This window comes from Woronichinia naegeliana WA131 (genome assembly GCA_025370055.1).
GTDB lineage: Bacteria > Cyanobacteriota > Cyanobacteriia > Cyanobacteriales > Microcystaceae > Woronichinia > Woronichinia naegeliana.
Window position 1 is genome coordinate 1,730,597 of sequence record CP073041.1, and the last position, 16,818, is coordinate 1,747,414.

The window sequence follows — 16,818 nt, forward strand, 5'->3', positions numbered from 1 at the left end:
AAAAACAAATGGCAAGACAACATCCTCGGAGAAAAGGAAACCCAGACTTACGTCGTAAGACAAATCAGCCAGGGGTAGAAATCCCTGAAATAACAAAAGAGTTGTTTGAATTACTAGAACCCACAATGTTTACACCATTAAAATATTTACAGGGAACTCATGAGAAAATGATGAGAGATAGGGTGCTAAATTTACCAGTAATGGTGGCATTAGTGTTAAGTATAGTGTATCGTCAAATAGCGGGTATAAGTGAAGCGGTAAGACTGTTAGAGGAAGAGGGATTGCTATGGGTAGCATCATTAAAAGTAAGCAAACAGGCAGTATCAAAAAGAATGATGAATGTGCCAGCCGAAATATTTGCAATATTACTAAAAGGAGTGTTAGAAAAAGCAGCCGAAAAAGGGAAGAAGCTCCAAGTAGGAGAAAAATGGGAAAAAATAAGAGAAAAGTTTAGTGCAGTGTGGATAGCAGATGGCTAAACGCTAGAGCAGATAAGGAAAAATATGAAAATAAGTAAAGAAGAAAAGAGTAAATTGGGGGGTAAAATAATGATGGTAGTGGAAGCCTTTACCCAAAGACCCGTTACTTTATGGTACACAGAAAATGATAAATCAAATGATAAAATATGGTGTGAAGAATTGGCAGCTAAATTACCAGAAAATGGTTTAATTCTCGTAGATATGGGATTTTTTAGCTTTGTGTGGTTTGATTTGTTAACAGAAGCTAAAAAGTTTTTTCTAACCAGATTTAGAGCGGGTACATCTTACAAAACCAAACAAGTATTGTCTCAAGGTAGTCATTACAGAGATGAGATTATCATTATGGGAAATTACCGTTCTAATCCTTGCAAGCATCCGGTGAGATTAGTCTCAGTATTATGGGGAACAATCTGGTATCAGTATTTAACAAATGTGTTGTCTCCCGAACAACTGTCCGCCGAAGAGGTCTGTGATTTATATCGAAGACGATGGACAATCGAAGAAGCCTTTTTATTAACGAAAAGACTTTTAGGACTAGCCTATTTATGGGTAGGGAATAAGAATGGTGTCCAAATCCAGATTATTTGCACTTTGATTTTCTATACGGTCTTAAATCAATTGGTAGGGGAAGTGGCGATTGCTCTAAATCAACCGAAAGAAAAAATCTCAGTAGAGATGGTGTTTCGGAGTCTATACTATGTAGCGAAGGCTATTGCTAGAGGAGAAAAGCCTGATACAGTAACCTATCTGGCTGAACGTGCTAAGTTATTTGGTTTGGTCAAAGCTGAGAGAAAGCGACATCGAGAAAAGGCCGCTCTCAATCAACAAATTTGGGAACCCATTCCTTTAAGTTGACACGGATGGCAAGCCTTGCGCCTCTACAAATAGACATCTCCAAACTAACTGGTCTAATGAATGGTTTTGATTGTCTTCGTTTTCTGGTCTATTTGTGGGATGACTTTTGCTACTCCTCTGCTTAAACTAACAAAAGAGAGTGATTATTGATGGGAATAATGAGGAACGATTAAGGGGCGATCGCGGTTGTCTTTTTAAGAAGAGTGGATCGCCTATCATAGAATAAGCTTAGTTGTTCCTGTCACTACCCCCCCGTAAACAAAAAAACCTATGACTGCAATTTTATTTGACCAACTCAAGAACCAATTGAGTGAATTAACTCGCCAATACCGCGATCGCGTTGATTTTTTGGCCATTCGGGTAGAACAGGCAGAAGGAACCAACATTGTTTTACGGGGTGATCAAATTGAAACCCTCAGTGAAGGCATTGCCATTGGCGGTCAGGTGCGGGCTTGTCATCGGGGGGGGTGGGGCTTTGCCAGTTTTAATCGCCTTTCTACCCTTTCAGAACGCATTGAAGAGGCGATCGCGGCGGCCAAATTGGTAGGCGAAGAAGAAACCCTACTGGCCCCTGTTGATCCGATCCAAGCCATCTGTCAATTACCCCTAACGGGAAGCGATCCTCGCCATATTCCCCTCGCGACGAAAAAGGCACTCTGCGATCACTATAACCAAATTTTAAGAAGTGTCAGTTCCCAGATTACCACCACCAGTGTGCGCTACGGCGATACGACGCAAAAAATTCTCCTAGCCACTTCAGAAGGCACTTTAATTGAACAAAGCTGGTGTGATCTTGAAATGCGTTTTTCCGCCACGGCTCGCAATGGAGAAATGGTACAAACAGGACGAGAAACAACGGGTTCCCGTCGCGGCTACGAAGATTTAGCTGATTTAGATCCAGTTGTTCAGGCTGCTGCCCAACGGGCCGTGAATGCTTTGAGCCTACCGACGGTAAAAGGCAATACTTATACAGTGGTCATTGATCCGATTCTAACAGGTTTATTTGTGCATGAAGCCTTTGGCCATCTTTCTGAAGCCGATATGCTCTACGAAAATCCAGACTTTTTGGAAGTAATGAGTTTAGGGAAACGCTTTGGCCCCTCTGACTTACAAATTTTTGATGGAGCGGCTCCTTCAGGTCATCGAGGTAGTTACTTCTATGATGATGAGGGGGTTCCGGCTACCAGTACCCAATTAATTAAAGACGGTGTGTTAGTGGGTCGTCTCCATTCACGGGAAACCGCAGGCAAATTGGGCGAAATGCCGACGGGGAATGCTCGCTGCCTCAATTATCACTATCCTCCCATTGTCCGCATGACCAATACCTGGATTGAGCGGGGTCAAACTCCTGTCGCTACCCTCTTAGATGATATTGAAGAAGGCGTTTATGCTAGCAATTGGTTAGGCGGTATGACTAATGGCGAAATGTTTACCTTTACGGCGGGGGAAGCTTGGATGATTCGCCAAGGCCAATTGGCGGAACCGGTTCGAGATGTAACCCTATCGGGCAATGTTTTTAAAACCCTGGCTAATATTGAGGCGATCGCCGATGACTTTTACTGGGATGAGTCCGGCGGTTGTGGCAAAGGCGGTCAAAGTGGTTTGGCGGTGGGTTGTGGCGGCCCTAGCCTCCGCATTCGAGACGTGGTGGTGGGAGGGGAAGCAGATTAAGGGAACAAAACTTCTGGGATTATGCGAATTCTACATCTTTATTAATTCAGTGATCGCATCATGAATTCACCATGAGACAACCCCTAGAAAGCAAAGATCAGTTAAGGTTAAGGCAATTTAATACGTTGATTAGTCATTTTCCTCAATTCAGGGAGTAACGCTTAAGCGGTATGTTCAGTGTTGTCTTATTTTTGGTGTATCTCGTTTTCATTAGCCTGATTTTCTTCCAGCAGCAAAAATGGTGGATTAAAATTGATACCCAATCTCCGTCCTGTACTTATTATTTTGGCCCCTTTGACTCCCCAGAAGAGGCGCGATCGCATCATCAAGATTATTTACTGGATCTACAAATGGAAGGAGCAGAAGGTATTACCTATTCCATTGAACAATCCCGTCCTCAACAGTTAACGATTGGGGCAGAAGAATAGCAAACTGAGCGGAAATTGATTGCGAATTGATCACCCTTCATGGCAAGGATAATCAGCGTGTTTAAATCCCTACTTTCCTTATTCCTAAAATCTGCTTGTCCTCTCTGTCAAAGGGCCTGTGAAACTGAGCTTTGTCGTTATTGTCAAGGGCAATTAGAATCCTGTCAATGGCCCAATCCTCGGCAAGGTTGGCAGGGAGATTTACCTCGATTTATTTGGGGACAATATGACGGCAAACTTAAACAGGCGATCGCTGCTTTTAAGTATGATAACCATCCCGAATTAGGCGATTTTTTGGGTTATGCTCTTGGGGAAAGTTGGTTAAAGTCTGCTATGCCAAAAAACTTACCGGCTTTGACCTTGGTTCCGATTCCCCTCCATCCCCATAAACTTAAAGAGAGAGGTTTTAATCAAGCTGAACTTTTGGCCCAGGGTTTTAGTCAAATCACCCGTTATCCGCTCCTTGCCCAGGGATTGGTGCGGGTGAAAGATACCGTTCCCCTTTTTAATCTCAAGCCGGAACAACGTCAAGCCACCCTGGATCAAGCTCTACAGATGGGAGAGTCTCTTAAAAAAGTTCGAGCCAGACGACCCATTTTACTGGTAGATGATATCTACACCACCGGAACCACCGCCCTAGAAGCTCAGAAAGTTCTACAGGCTCAAGGTTTTATCGTGGCAGGAATTGTGGCGATCGCCTCTCCTCGGTTTTCATAAAATAATCTGGCTGATGGCTTACCCTTGATCCACATCACACCCCATAGCAGGAACAATAAATTAATATAAAGAGTTGTATAGTTGTGTCCTTCAAAAAGTAGCACTCAACTTTATTGGTCACTAACCTCGCCCTCAAAGGGACGGGGCTTGCCTAAACCAATTTAGGCGACGTAAGTAGAGACTACCGCATCGAGACACAATCTGGTACAGACCTCCGCATACTTCCCTAGTTCGGATTCCCTCTAAGCCTTATTGGTAAGGCGTTGTAAGACAAGACATCTTGATTGTGTTGCGGGAAGGGACGTTAACTTTACTCTTAAGGATTATCTCCATGCAAAGAGTTCCTGTTATCTCAAAAGACGGAAAGCCGTTAATGCCCACTAAATCTAGTCGGGCTAGACGGTGGCTCAAAGAAGGAAAAGCTATCGGTAAATTTAACGACTTAGATATTTTCTACATTCAGTTAACCACCGAACCTTCCGACGACAAAACCCAGCCGATTGCTACTGGCATTGATCCGGGTAAATTATTTTCTGGCATCGGCGTTCAATCTTCTCTTTTCACTCTCGGCCAAGCTCATTTAGAACTTCCCTTTAAACGAGTAAGGGAACGGATGGACAATCGGCGATTAATGCGACGGGGACGAAGAGGACGACGAATCAACCGTAAACTCACCTTTGATTTACGGGCGCATCGTCAGAAACGATTCTCCAATAGAAGACAAGGGAAATTAGCCCCCTCAATAAAAGCTAATCGCCAACTCGAACTAAGAGTCGTTTCTGAATTAACCAAAATCTATCCAATCTCTGACATTTACTTTGAGTACGTCAAGGCTGATGTTGATCTAACTTCAGGTAGAAAAGGGGTCAAGTCTGGAAAGGGTTTCTCTGCTGTTATGGTCGGACAAAAATGGGCTATCGAGCAACTTTCTAAGATTGCTACAGTCCATACCCGTCTTGGTTGGCAAACCTCCAATCTCAGGAAATATCTGGGATTAGAAAAGTCCAAAAACAAGGCAGAACAATCTCCAGAAAGTCATGCTAACGATGGGATTACTCTTGCCTGTTTTCGTTTTTTAGATTACCTGCCATTCCACAGTTCTAATGGTCATGGACACGAATGGAAAGGCTCTGTTGAGATAACAGATGCTCCTTTCGCTATCGTCAAACGTCCTCCCATTAGTCGTCGTCAACTTCACCTCATGGTTCCCTCTCAGGGTGGTAAGCGACGTAAATATGGTGGCTCTACGACAAGGCATGGGTTCCGTAAAGGAGATTTAGTTTCTTCTCCCAAGGGAATCGGTTATGTCAGTGGAGACACCGAAAAATTGTTATCTGTTAGTGATGCCAATTGGAAACGATTGGGACAGATAGCTGTCAGCAAGATTCAATTAATTCGTCGTTCTAACGGCTTAATTGTTTCTTACTAACCCATATAAAGCCGTCCTCTGCCATCGCTAAAGGACGGGGTTTCTACCCAATTTTTCGATGAATTTTAGATGAGGAGAATGATGAAATCCCTAGTATCAAAGCTTTCTACGGTGTCTTGGAGTACAACTCTGGTTTTCGCAACCCTAGCAAGCCAGGCGATCGCTGCTCCCCCAGGCGTTAATCCCAATAGTCCTTTCCAAAAAACAACTACGCCTACCGTAACGAAACCATCCTCAACAACCCCTTCTGTTATAAACCCTGCCGTCACAACACCTTCTACAACAACGTTACCGGCTCAAACAACTCCGACTATTACAACCCCATCTGCCACAACGCTACCCACAACCCCCTCAACTAACCCATCGACCGCAACAGAGATTATTCCTAAAACTGTTGCGCCTTCCCTTACTACGCCTTCGGTGACAACTCCCACCACGACCGTTCCTTCCTCAACAAAACCCGCTACTACTACTACTACCCCTGCCACCCCAACCAAGACCACTGCAACAGCAACAGATAAAAAAGCATTAGCCACCCGTCTTGTATTGGTATTGGGTGAACGTCGGGTTTATGCCTACCAAGAAGATAAAGTCCTAGCCAGTTACCCTGTGGCCGTTGGCAAAAAAGGTTGGGAAACCCCCACTGGTAATTTTAAAGTTATCCAAAAAGTGAAAGATCCCATTTGGCAAAATCCCTGGAATGGCAAAATTGTTCCTGCCAGTTTGAATGGCCCCATTGGTATTCGTTGGATTGGTTTCTGGACGGATGGAAAAAATACCATCGGTTTTCATGGTACACCAGGCGAACATCTCTTAGGTCAGGCCGTGTCTCATGGTTGCGTCAGAATGAAAAACAAAGATGTGGTGGCTTTATTTGAAATGATTGAACCCGGTACTCCAGTCATCGTCAAAAATAAATAGTATCACTAACCGCAATTAGTCATCATTTCTTGTGAGATAGGCTTCTAGCCTACGACTAGAGATAAGTGATGTGATGCGTTAAAACACCGATGGGCAGGGGGCCTAAGCCCCTTGTTATTAGGCATTCAAAGTCAGTCATTATTCAGTCACGATAAAACTCTACAGATAAACTATCTCTTCTATCTTTTCGATCAACTATTTTTAAGTATTGCTCTTAAATTTTTATGGTTAACGTCACTCGCTCTCACTATACCAATGTTCAAATTGCTACCTGGCTAAGGGGCCTATTAACCATTGCTTGGGCCGATGGTGACTTTACGCAAGAAGAACAAATTTTTATTACTGAACTCATTCAGGAAATAGGGTTTCAGGATACGGATACGGTTCTCTTTAAAACCATTACACCGGATGAATTAGTGGAGGGTTTAGGCAAAGAAAAGATTACGGCTGAAAACTTTCTCCGCACGGCGGTTTTGGTAGCGATCGCCGATGGTCTTTATTCCCCCCCCGAATCCCAAATTCTCCAGCAATTTAGCCAGGCATTAGGGATCAAAATCAAGGCCTTAGAATCCCTAGAACATACCCTCTGCGATCCTCATGGTGACTATAGCCAGAGCGCACATCCCGATCCCCACCCCGATTTATTACACCCCGTTAAAGATTGGCTGGATGGGATGGCCATCCATGATCCTCGTTTAGCCCGCTTTGTTTGTAAATTAATTCCACCCCAATGTCCTTTTGAGCGAGATGTTAAGCTATTTGGCCATAAGCTGGTTCATATCCCTCCCCTTTGTAAACTCAACCCCCTCTATGAACAGTTAGTCGGTCTGCGCTTTCGGGCCCTTTCCTATCTGGCTGATGATTGTCAGGAGGATATTTCCGCCTATATTTAGAAAACACTGAGCGATCGCGATGATCATTCTCCAATTCGACCTCAAGTTAATTGCTGCCAAGGGAAAGTTATTCTGCTCTTTTTCTCTTTATAAAACCTATCGGGTTGTCAGTAAGGCTCCTGCCGATGTGTTGTGGTGCAAACTGGTTAATTTGGCGGACGTATCCTGGCACCCACTCTTTGCCAAAACCAATCTTCCTTTAGGACTAATCGCTAAACCGGGCCTCATTTATCAAGCCGTTACTCGTTTAACTCCGATTCCCATTCGTCTATTTGTGGAAAATGTACGCCCAGGACAATTACTGAGTTTGCGGGTGTTAACGTTTCCTGGAATGGAACAGAAGATTACTTACCAGATGGAATCGACTCTCTGCGGCACTTATATCTCCTATTCCGTCACCCTACGAGGTTGGCTTTCACCTTTTATTTGGTGGTTGATTAAACCCTATTCTGATCGGGTGGTGATGGAATTATCTAATGCGGCAGAACGTTTAGTTTAGATTCTAAGCTGTTCTTCTTCCTCTTGCTCTTTCATTTTATCTAATCGATCCCAAATAACCTGCATTAAGCTCTCTAAACCGGTTCTAGCTACGGCTGAAATTGTTAGGATCGGGGCCGATGTTATTTCTGCGAGAGACTGATGAATGGAAGTAACTTGTTCAGTATCAACAGCATCCACTTTGTTTAAGGCAATAATTTGTAGGCGATCGCCTAAACCATGACCATAGGCCCGTAACTCTTCCTCAATTACCTGATAATCCTTAAGGGGATCGTCTGAGGTCATATCAACTAGGTGTAATAACAGCCGAGTGCGTTCAATATGACGTAAAAAATCATGGCCCAAACCCACACCGGCATGGGCTCCTTCAATTAAACCAGGAATATCGGCAAATACAGTTCCATCTCCTGTCGGTTTACGTACTACACCCAGGTTAGGAACAAGAGTTGTAAAAGGATAATCGGCAATTTTAGGACGGGCCGCCGATAGAGAAGCAATCAGGGTGGATTTTCCGGCATTAGGAAGACCAATAATCCCTACTTCTGCCAATAGTTTTAACTCCAAACGTAACAGCCGCTTTTCCCCTTCTAGTCCAGGTAAGGCATATTCTGGAGCGCGATTGCGGTTACTGAGAAAATGTTCATTCCCCAATCCTCCTTTCCCACCCTGGGCAACACAAAGGCTTTGACCATCCACCACCAAATCCCCTAAAATCTCGCCCGTTTCAGCATCATAAACAATAGTACCGCAGGGAACTTGAACAATCACATCTTTTCCGGCTGCTCCCGTGCGATTATTTGGCCCTCCCCGTTTACCATTATCCGCTTTGAATAAACGAGCATACCGAAAGTCCAAGAGCGTTTGCAAATCGTTAACCGCCGCTAGGATCACAGAACCACCTCGACCGCCATTGCCCCCAGAGGGCCCTCCCGCCGGCACATATTTTTCCCGACGAAAGGCGACTAAACCATCTCCTCCCTTACCGCCTTCTACTTCGATTTCTGCCTGATCAATGAATTGCATAAAATTTAGTCTGGATTATTCTAGATCAATCTTATCAATCTTTGGCTTTTTTGACTTTGCCTCAGTTTTTTATCGGTTTTCCTGATGATGATTAATCTAGAAAATTACTTAAGTTTAATGCTCTAAATTATTACTAATTATTACTAATTATTGCTAATTATTGCGAGATAAACTTCGTAACTCTTGATCGAGATCATTCAAATAGCCCTGATTTTGATCCAACTGATAATCTTTGGATAAAATACAACTTTTGATAGCGGCTTGCACAATACTTTTGGAGGTGACATTACCGGCAGAATAGGCTTCAATTAACCCCCCTGCGCTGGGAATTCCCTGGGACTGAAACATACCCTGATAGGCCATTTGACCAAGGGTAACGGCTCCAATATAGTCTTGGGGTTCCCGAATACAGCTCGAAGGACTGGTTGCTGGTGAATCCGCTTTAACTTGGATAGGAATAACTACCATTGATAGAATAGCAGTGAGTAGAATGAGGGGATTTATTTTCATGGCAGTTAGGCATTTAGGGTTGAAGTTAAGCGTTTAGGGTAAAAAGAAATTAATGAATATTCTATGCAGTAAGGAAAGCTAATTGATGACCAATCTTCTTTAACCAAGCTGCATCAGCTTTTCGATCCGTCTTAATTTCTAATAAACGGATCCCTTCTTGAGGAAGATTGCTGATTAGTTCGACAAAGGTCTGTTGGTCATTGATGAGAAAATAATCAATATTATAGCTTACACAAAGTTTGGCAAAGTTAATAGACTGGGGTGTGGCAAAATAATTTTCAAAATAGGATTCTTTGGACGCGATCGCCAACATTTCAAAGATACCACCGCCGTTGTTGTTAATCAGGATAATGGTTAGATGCCCTCGGAAATAGGGACGAATTAAAAAGCCATTGGTGTCATGCAATAATGACAAATCCCCCGTCAAGAGTAAACTGGGCGTTTCTTGGTGAGCCATTCCCAGGGCGGAGGAAAGTGTACCATCAATGCCATTGGCTCCTCGATTAAAATAGGGTTGACTATAGGTTTGATTCGGCTGCCAAAAAAATTCTACATGGCGAATCGGCATACTGTTGGCAATAAAAATTGGGGTTTGGCTCGGTAAGGATTGAGAAATTAACCAGGCAATTTTTCCTTCAAATAGCTCCTCTCTCTCTGTCATTATTACTGTCATTTGTTGCTGGATTTTTTGTTCCAAAACTTGCCACTCTTGCAGGTATTCTTTTTTTCTAGAGGCTGGCTTTTTCTGCTCGGCAAGAATGGTCACAAATTGGAAAAGAGAAAGTCTGAGATGCTGGGTCTGGGCGTGTAACGGGTCAAAGTTATCTCTAGAGGTATCAACAATATAGCGAGGACAAGACAGTTGACTTAACCAAATTCGCAGGTTTTTACTCGTTGGTAATTCTCCAATTTGGATGATGCAATCGGGGTTTAATGTTTGAGCAATTTGGGGATTGCGTAACACAAAATCGTAGGTCGTAATCAGGGGGTAACTGCCATCAAAAAAATTTCGCAGGGGGGAAAGGGCATCTCCGAAGACAGGATAGGCTAAATGTTGGGATAGAGCGGCGATCGCTTGACAATAAGACTGAGGATCATCCCCTTGATACAATCCGGCGATAATAATGCCTTTGGCGGGCCAGGGAGCTTGCTCTGAACAATGTTGAAGAAGAAGCGTTAAGTCCGAATTAACGAGGGTTGATATCCTTAAGTTGCCGGAGATTGGCCGAACCATTGCCCAAAAAGAGTCTAGGGGAAAACTATCAGCCAAAGAGAGAACAGCAGCATCGGGAATGGGGGCTAAAGGTTCTTGAAAAGGACAGTTGAGATGAACCACACCGGCTTGAGGGTAAAGACTGCGTTCCCAGGCATGAACTATTGTTTGCCGAAGATATTGCAATGATTCTAAGGCTGAACTAGGAATGGTTAACTCGCTTTGCCATCGAGGGTAATAGCCATAGAGTTTAAGCTGATCGATGGTTTGCCCTGCATGACAATGACGTAATTCCGGTGGGCGATCGGCAGTTAATACGATTAAAGGGATCTGGCTTTCGGTGGCTTCAATAATAGCGGGATAAAAATTGGCTCCGGCGGTTCCTGATGTACAGACAAGAACAACAGGTCTTCTGGATCGCTTGGCCCGTCCCAAGGCAAAAAAGGCCGCCGATCGCTCATCTAAAATTGGAAGAGTTTCAATCTGAGGATGTTGGGCAAAAGCCAGGGTCAAGGAACTAGAACGAGAACCAGGGCAAATAATGGCAAACTTCAATCCCAGCCGATGAAGAGTCTCCACTAAAACCGATGACCAAAGAGTATTAACGTTCCGAAAATCCATGATTAGGGGCTAGGAGAAAGCGGCAATGGGGAAGCAGGAATAGGTGTCGCAGGGATAGAGCGATCGGGAATAGGTGTTGTTGGAACAGGTGTCGCAGAAATTGGTGTTGTTGGAATTGGTGTCGCAGGAACAGGTGTTGCAGGGATTGGTGTCGCAGAAATAGGCGTTGTTGGAATAGGTGTCGCAGGGATAGAGCTATCGGGAATAGGTGTTGCAGGGATAGAGCTATCGGGAATAGGCGTAGAAGATACATTTTCTGGAGGAGCAACTTCTAGTGATCTCGCTGTAAACCAGAGAAAAAAGCTATAACCGAAAAGTCCCAACAAACTTACAGTACCAACAAAAATAAGTGCAATTCCCGCCTTGAGAGAAATGGGTGTATATAAAACAGACGGTAGCCGCCGATGAGGAACCGGCATCCTGGGCAAAGGAGTCAGCATTTTTGCTTCGGCAGTGATCGCATTCATCGTGTTAGAAGCCGTCCTGCTAGAGACTTGGGTTTCAACCGCCTGATAGGACAGAGTGGGTAATGTTTCAGGGGCTTCCACTTGACAAAGTAATAGACCAATCGTGGTATTGTCATGGCCATTTTTTTCATTGGCTAAAGCCATTAAGCGATCGCGGCCTGTCAACAAATCGACTTTTCCCGTCAAAATGGGAACTAATTCCGTCTGCCAATACTGTTCAACCCGATCAAAATCCGACAAGCCATCCGAACAGAGTAAAAAGAGGGAGCGATCGGAGATTAATAATCGCTGTAAGGCGGGGTAAAGGGAGTCAGAAGCCGCCATTCCCATTGCCTGCACTAAAGCACCGGATCGGGGTAATTGCACTACTTCCCGATAAAGCGCGTAACCTAAACGCACCTCTCGACAGGCTAGATCATCATCCACCGTCACCTGCTGACAGCTATTTTCCGTAATCCAATAGCAACGAGAATCTCCCACATTGGCAATATAAAGGGATTGATGCTCGGCCAACGTCATCACGAGAGTTGTCCCCATCCGTTCCCGTTCCGTGCGATGTTCCTCATTGTTACGGTTATTGAGACGATCATTGACCTGATTGATCCCTTGCTCAAGCTCCTGTAAAACTTGCTGATAGGGCAATTGTTCAGAAGGTGTTGGAGAAGATTTTTGAGCAAAAGGTAAGCGGGTGGCAATTTCTTGAACGAGATGCTTGACCGTTAATTGGGACGCAATTTCTCCACCGTCTTGACCGCCAACGCCATCACAAATAATCATTAAGTTTTCCAGGGTGAGAACTTCCACTTCCGGCTCAGTGGGGACGGTTTCAACTGACAACTCCAGATTATTGGGATCTTCCACCATACTGACTTCTACTGGCGGATCTTGCGTCAGTGCCTCTAGGTTTGATGACTCTGGGGTGGGTGGATCATCCTTGGGAAAGGAAATCTTGATAGGATTTCTCCCTCTCAGCTTGCTAACAGGGCGAGTGATAGCCGGTTCTTCTTCTGGTAAAGCCTTTTCAGGAACAGGGCTGGGAATGGGGACAGGATAACAAAAATCCTCATTATGCTCACGATTAGGGCCCGTGTCCGTAGCTGTAACGATCTGGTAACGATATTGATAATGGTTAGCCAGTTCAGCGATCGCCTTTTCTAATAAAGTAATTAAAGATTCTGCATGGGGAATTTTCCCGTTTTCCAAATTGTCTTTGACCCCCTGACAAAAATCAGCGATCGCCGCTTGGGGATGACTCAGGAGGGGCGACCAAACCTCTGCCAACTCCTTAATCGTATGGTACCGATGCTCATCTAAGCACAATTCCATTAGCTGTACATTCAAGCCATTAACTCGCAGCAAAGAAGCTTGTAAAAGACTGGAAACGACTCCTTTAGCCTGTAGAGGTTGCCATAGTCGAGCCATCTGCCACAACCAAATTAATTGTTGTAACGGTGAAGCCTCAGCCCACAGCGTTGATAATTCTGGTAACAAATTCGGATATTGCAATTCTCCCTGAGCATCTAGCGGTAAAGACCCATACTCCAATAGCCAAATTTCCAAATTCATTTCTGGATCAGGGCTAGGCAAATAACTGTAAACCTGAGGAATATAAAGCCTTAAGGGGAACAACTTCAGATAGGGCTTAATCCCGTTAGGCATTTCCTCTGGATGATTCGGCTTGAGGGCGGGTAACGTATCTAACAAAACGTGAGGTCGTTGGAGTAAATAACGTTCTTCAATCAACTCGCCCATTTGATAGGCATTAATCCAATCTCCCACGGCCCATAAATAACGTTTAACCAGGGGAATTCCACAGGTCATACAAGTGGCATTATCCAAAGGGTTTATGGCTTGGCAAGTAGGATTCGAGCAGCAGAGGGTTGACACTAGGTTTCACCGAAAAGCAATCACAGAATAATTTTAAAGAAAATGGCAGTATTGTGGACATTTCTTTTCAGGGATAGCACACCATGTTAGAGCTAGGCAATACCTGATAGAGTAGGTAGTTGTTTTCAAAATTTTCTCCTCCCATTATGACCAACGTCGCGAATGACAAGACTATTGTTAAGAACTATTTTAATGAAACGGGGTTTGACCGTTGGCGGCGAATCTATGGGGATGGCAGTGTTAACAAGGTTCAGAAGGATATTCGTATTGGTCATCAACAAACAATTAATACAGTAATTGGTTGGCTAATCAGTGATGGCAATTTACCTGGCCTGATGGTTTGTGATGCGGGTTGTGGTGTAGGCAGTTTAAGTATTCCTTTGGCTCAATCGGGGGCGATCGTCTATGGCAGTGATATTTCCGAAAAAATGGTCGGAGAAGCTCAAAAGAGGGCGCAGGAAGCATTGGGTTTAGGGAATGTACCAACTTTTATGACCCAGGACTTAGAAAAGTTATCGGGTAAATATCATACGGTTATTTGCCTAGATGTACTCATTCATTATCCATCGACGGAGGCGAGAGGAATGATTGCCCATCTAGCTTCCCTAGCAGAAAAACGTCTCATTCTCAGTTTTGCACCGAAGACGTTAGGATTAACGTTACTGAAAAAGGTGGGGGAATTATTTCCAGGCCCCAGTAAAACCACCCGTGCTTATCAACATAAAGAGGAAGATATTAAGGAAATGCTTAAAGATAATGGTTTACAGGTGCAGCGCAATGATATGACTAGTACTCGTTTCTATTATTCTCGTATTCTGGAAGCAGTTCGGCTCTAAAATCTTCTATTAATTTTTGTCATTTTTTGATCAACGGCGATCGCGTTTTTTTCTTTTATCTAGCACTGTAATCTTTCGCTAAACTATGTTGTAGTTCAAGGCTTCTGCTTAACGATACTTATCAAAAAATTAACCAGCTAAAGACTTGTTGAACGTTTAGTTCTAAGGAAATTCCGGTCAGAACAGGCAGACGATCGCTGTTTTTAAGTTCCCGTACTCGGCGATCGCTATCCACAACTAAAATACTTTCATCTTCAGCATCCAGCAACCACCCTAATTCTGTCCCATACTCGGCACAATGTAATAGTTTGGCGAGGACTTGCTTATATTTTTGATCGGGAGAGAGAATTTCAATCGCCCAATCAGGATAAATTTCAAAACGATTGGCAATCCGTCCTGATGGCAATCGAGGGATTCGCTCCCAACGAAATACAGTAATGTCGGGAATGATCGCTAATCCACCAAACACACAACGCAGTTCAGGAAAGGCTTTAGCGATTTTTTGAGGTTTGGCAATTTGATTAATCGTTTCGCAGAGGTCAATCTGAAGTTGACTATGTTCGCCTTGAGGCATCGGTTTTTGTATTATTTTTCCATTAATAAATTCGGAAGCAGGTTCTGTTTCTGGTAATTGCAAAAATTCTTCGATTGTTATGGGTCTAATGGCTGCAACTGTCATCGCTTCATTCCTTCCAAAATCTCCTTAATTTTAACAGCGATCGCCTCTCCATTTCCTACATTCTAAAATAACAAAAATAAATTTGGAACGATTTTGCGTCGTTTCAGCGATCACTGTAATTGTTAAGAGGGTTTAGGATTAGTTTCTGCGGGACAATGGACAATATTTCTCTGACAATTCCTGTTCTACAGTCAATTGAATTAACAGGAAAAAGAAGAGTGCAAAAAGATTAGTCATAAAAAAGTTAATTTAGGGGCTAGATTTGACAAATATTTATATTAGTTTATATTCTACATGATCTTTGCTCTATAAGCTCTTTAGACCACCACTACTATCGAATCACTACCATTATTCCTTGCATCTTTTCGTCCTCTCTGTCTCCCTTGTTGTTCTTTCCCATTATCCTTTTTTTCTACCCCTTACCCATCCTTAAATTTAGAATTGCTGATTGATGACACGCTCTAGGGTTATTGATTCACAGCAAGGTAGGATTTTAAGATTCAGAATAAGCCAATTTTGATTTTTTACCTGGCTCCTCCTCCGTACTCTTCCAAGGCCCTTCGTAAACTCTCTGGTACGGCGATCGCTACTATTTTTTCCCCTTGTCTCTGCATACAAGCGGCTTGTTGTTCACCTTTGGCGACTAATTCTTCCCCCTTGTCCGAGATTTTCCAATAGTCAAAAAGCATGGTGATCCTATTTTGTTTAAGTTCCTTTAAGCTCATACGAATTGTCACCTGATCAAAGGCATATAATTCTGAGAAATAATCACAGGAAACTCGCACTGTCACCAAGGCTAAACCCTGGGAAAATTGTTGAATAATATCGGGCGCATGGTCATATAAAAACATTTCTCGACAACGACCTTGCCAAAGAATATAATTAGCATAATAAACATTGCCGACTAAGTTAGTTTCTTCAAAGCCGACAATGTGTTTATAATCATAACTTCTCATTTAATTAGTTACCTTTTGAGTTGGGGGAACACGATGATAATAAAGGGCAATTACCATAGGAATTAAGACGATTAGATTATAAAACATATGCAATTCAATGCGAGGCAGCCAGGGTTGACCACTAAAGGGAAGACCACTGAAATGTTGGGCCACTAATTGAGCAATACTAACTGGCGCGGCAAATCCATTGAGGTTTTGATGAATTAAAGCTTGACCGAGAAGTAAGGCGTGTTCAAAATGATGCCAAAATTGAATAATAAAGGCTACATCCCACCAAAAACGAGCCTTACCCGTCATGGAAGGACGAAAAACTGCAAATCCGAGTAGCATAAATAAAGCATGGGCATAATGTAAATATTCGGTTTTGATTAACCAGGGCTGCCATAAACCGAGTAAGCCTAAACATTGAGGGCGCGGCCAATGCAATACCCACAGTTGAAAGCATTGAATAATATGTTCTGATAAATGCAGAACAATAACGATCATAAAAATTTGCATTCCCAATTTATACCAACGTCCATTGAGGGCATAAATAATGCGTTGAATTAGAACATTAAGGGGATGTAACGGATTGCTTAAATTTGGTAGTGTTTTGTTGGTCGTCATAGTTACCTGTTGTTGATTTTAGGAAGTTAAGTTAAGAAAAATCTAGTATTCTAGAATTGCCAGTTTGAATTGCTAAAAAAAATTTTTAATTAGCATAGACCTCTTGCATAAGCGCGTATCGATCCCCCT

At 43.3% G+C, this 16,818-nt stretch carries 15 protein-coding genes and 1 pseudogene; 9 read left to right on the plus strand and 7 right to left on the minus strand.

Features of this window, described 5'->3' with window-relative positions; translation table 11 throughout:
• Positions 1–8 precede the first annotated feature (8 nt).
• The 8 genes and pseudogenes from KA717_08945 to KA717_08980 all read left to right on the plus strand — a co-directional run bounded on the left by KA717_08945 (position 9) and on the right by KA717_08980 (position 7,892).
• A pseudogene (locus KA717_08945) lies at positions 9–1,334 on the plus strand (IS4 family transposase).
• Between the two features lie 270 nt (positions 1,335–1,604).
• Entirely contained in the window at positions 1,605–3,005 is a 1,401-nt protein-coding gene (locus KA717_08950) for a TldD/PmbA family protein (protein ID UXE62812.1), read from the plus strand.
• Positions 3,006–3,175: 170 nt separating this feature from the next.
• Complete coding sequence (locus KA717_08955; GenBank protein UXE62813.1) at positions 3,176–3,433, plus strand: DUF1816 domain-containing protein; 258 nt, start codon at positions 3,176–3,178, stop codon at positions 3,431–3,433.
• A gap of 57 nt (positions 3,434–3,490) precedes the next feature.
• The gene (locus KA717_08960; GenBank protein ID UXE62814.1) at positions 3,491–4,150 is read left to right on the plus strand and encodes a ComF family protein; all 660 of its coding nucleotides are present in this window, start codon (positions 3,491–3,493) and stop codon (positions 4,148–4,150) included.
• A 373-nt stretch (positions 4,151–4,523) separates the two neighbouring features.
• Entirely contained in the window at positions 4,524–5,579 is a 1,056-nt protein-coding gene (locus KA717_08965; protein UXE62815.1) for an RRXRR domain-containing protein, read from the plus strand.
• A gap of 111 nt (positions 5,580–5,690) precedes the next feature.
• Positions 5,691–6,500 (plus strand): L,D-transpeptidase family protein, encoded by an 810-nt coding sequence (locus KA717_08970; protein ID UXE62816.1) that lies wholly within the window; start codon positions 5,691–5,693, stop codon positions 6,498–6,500.
• 224 nt (positions 6,501–6,724) lie between these two features.
• Complete coding sequence (locus KA717_08975) at positions 6,725–7,393, plus strand: nitrogenase (GenBank protein UXE62817.1); 669 nt, start codon at positions 6,725–6,727, stop codon at positions 7,391–7,393.
• A 19-nt stretch (positions 7,394–7,412) separates the two neighbouring features.
• Complete coding sequence (locus tag KA717_08980) at positions 7,413–7,892, plus strand: SRPBCC family protein (protein UXE62818.1); 480 nt, start codon at positions 7,413–7,415, stop codon at positions 7,890–7,892.
• Here KA717_08980 and obgE read toward each other — a convergent pair.
• The 4 genes from obgE to KA717_09000 all read right to left on the minus strand — a co-directional run bounded on the left by obgE (position 7,889) and on the right by KA717_09000 (position 13,564).
• The gene (obgE, locus tag KA717_08985; protein ID UXE62819.1) at positions 7,889–8,914 is read right to left on the minus strand and encodes a GTPase ObgE; all 1,026 of its coding nucleotides are present in this window, start codon (positions 8,912–8,914) and stop codon (positions 7,889–7,891) included. The two genes, KA717_08980 and obgE, sit on opposite strands and share 4 nt — an antisense overlap.
• Positions 8,915–9,067: 153 nt before the next feature.
• Positions 9,068–9,424, minus strand: coding sequence for a hypothetical protein (locus tag KA717_08990; GenBank protein UXE62820.1), 357 nt, complete (start codon positions 9,422–9,424; stop codon positions 9,068–9,070).
• Positions 9,425–9,485: 61 nt separating this feature from the next.
• Positions 9,486–11,258, minus strand: coding sequence for a 2-succinyl-5-enolpyruvyl-6-hydroxy-3-cyclohexene-1-carboxylic-acid synthase (gene menD, locus KA717_08995; GenBank protein ID UXE62821.1), 1,773 nt, complete (start codon positions 11,256–11,258; stop codon positions 9,486–9,488).
• Between the two features lie 2 nt (positions 11,259–11,260).
• Positions 11,261–13,564, minus strand: coding sequence for a protein phosphatase 2C domain-containing protein (locus KA717_09000; GenBank protein UXE62822.1), 2,304 nt, complete (start codon positions 13,562–13,564; stop codon positions 11,261–11,263).
• A gap of 194 nt (positions 13,565–13,758) precedes the next feature.
• Here KA717_09000 and bchM point away from each other — a divergent pair, with 194 nt between their 5' ends.
• Complete coding sequence (gene bchM / locus KA717_09005; protein UXE62823.1) at positions 13,759–14,448, plus strand: magnesium protoporphyrin IX methyltransferase; 690 nt, start codon at positions 13,759–13,761, stop codon at positions 14,446–14,448.
• 121 nt (positions 14,449–14,569) lie between these two features.
• On the opposite strand, the gene KA717_09010 is transcribed toward bchM, so the two are convergent.
• From KA717_09010 to KA717_09020, 3 genes are all read right to left on the minus strand, one after another.
• Positions 14,570–15,127 carry a Uma2 family endonuclease gene (locus KA717_09010; protein ID UXE62824.1) on the minus strand — a complete coding sequence of 186 codons (558 nt, stop codon included), beginning with the start codon at positions 15,125–15,127 and terminating at the stop codon, positions 14,570–14,572.
• Positions 15,128–15,651: 524 nt separating this feature from the next.
• Positions 15,652–16,083 (minus strand): acyl-CoA thioesterase, encoded by a 432-nt coding sequence (locus KA717_09015; GenBank protein UXE62825.1) that lies wholly within the window; start codon positions 16,081–16,083, stop codon positions 15,652–15,654.
• The gene (locus KA717_09020; protein UXE62826.1) at positions 16,084–16,689 is read right to left on the minus strand and encodes a hypothetical protein; all 606 of its coding nucleotides are present in this window, start codon (positions 16,687–16,689) and stop codon (positions 16,084–16,086) included.
• Positions 16,690–16,818: the final 129 nt, after the last annotated feature.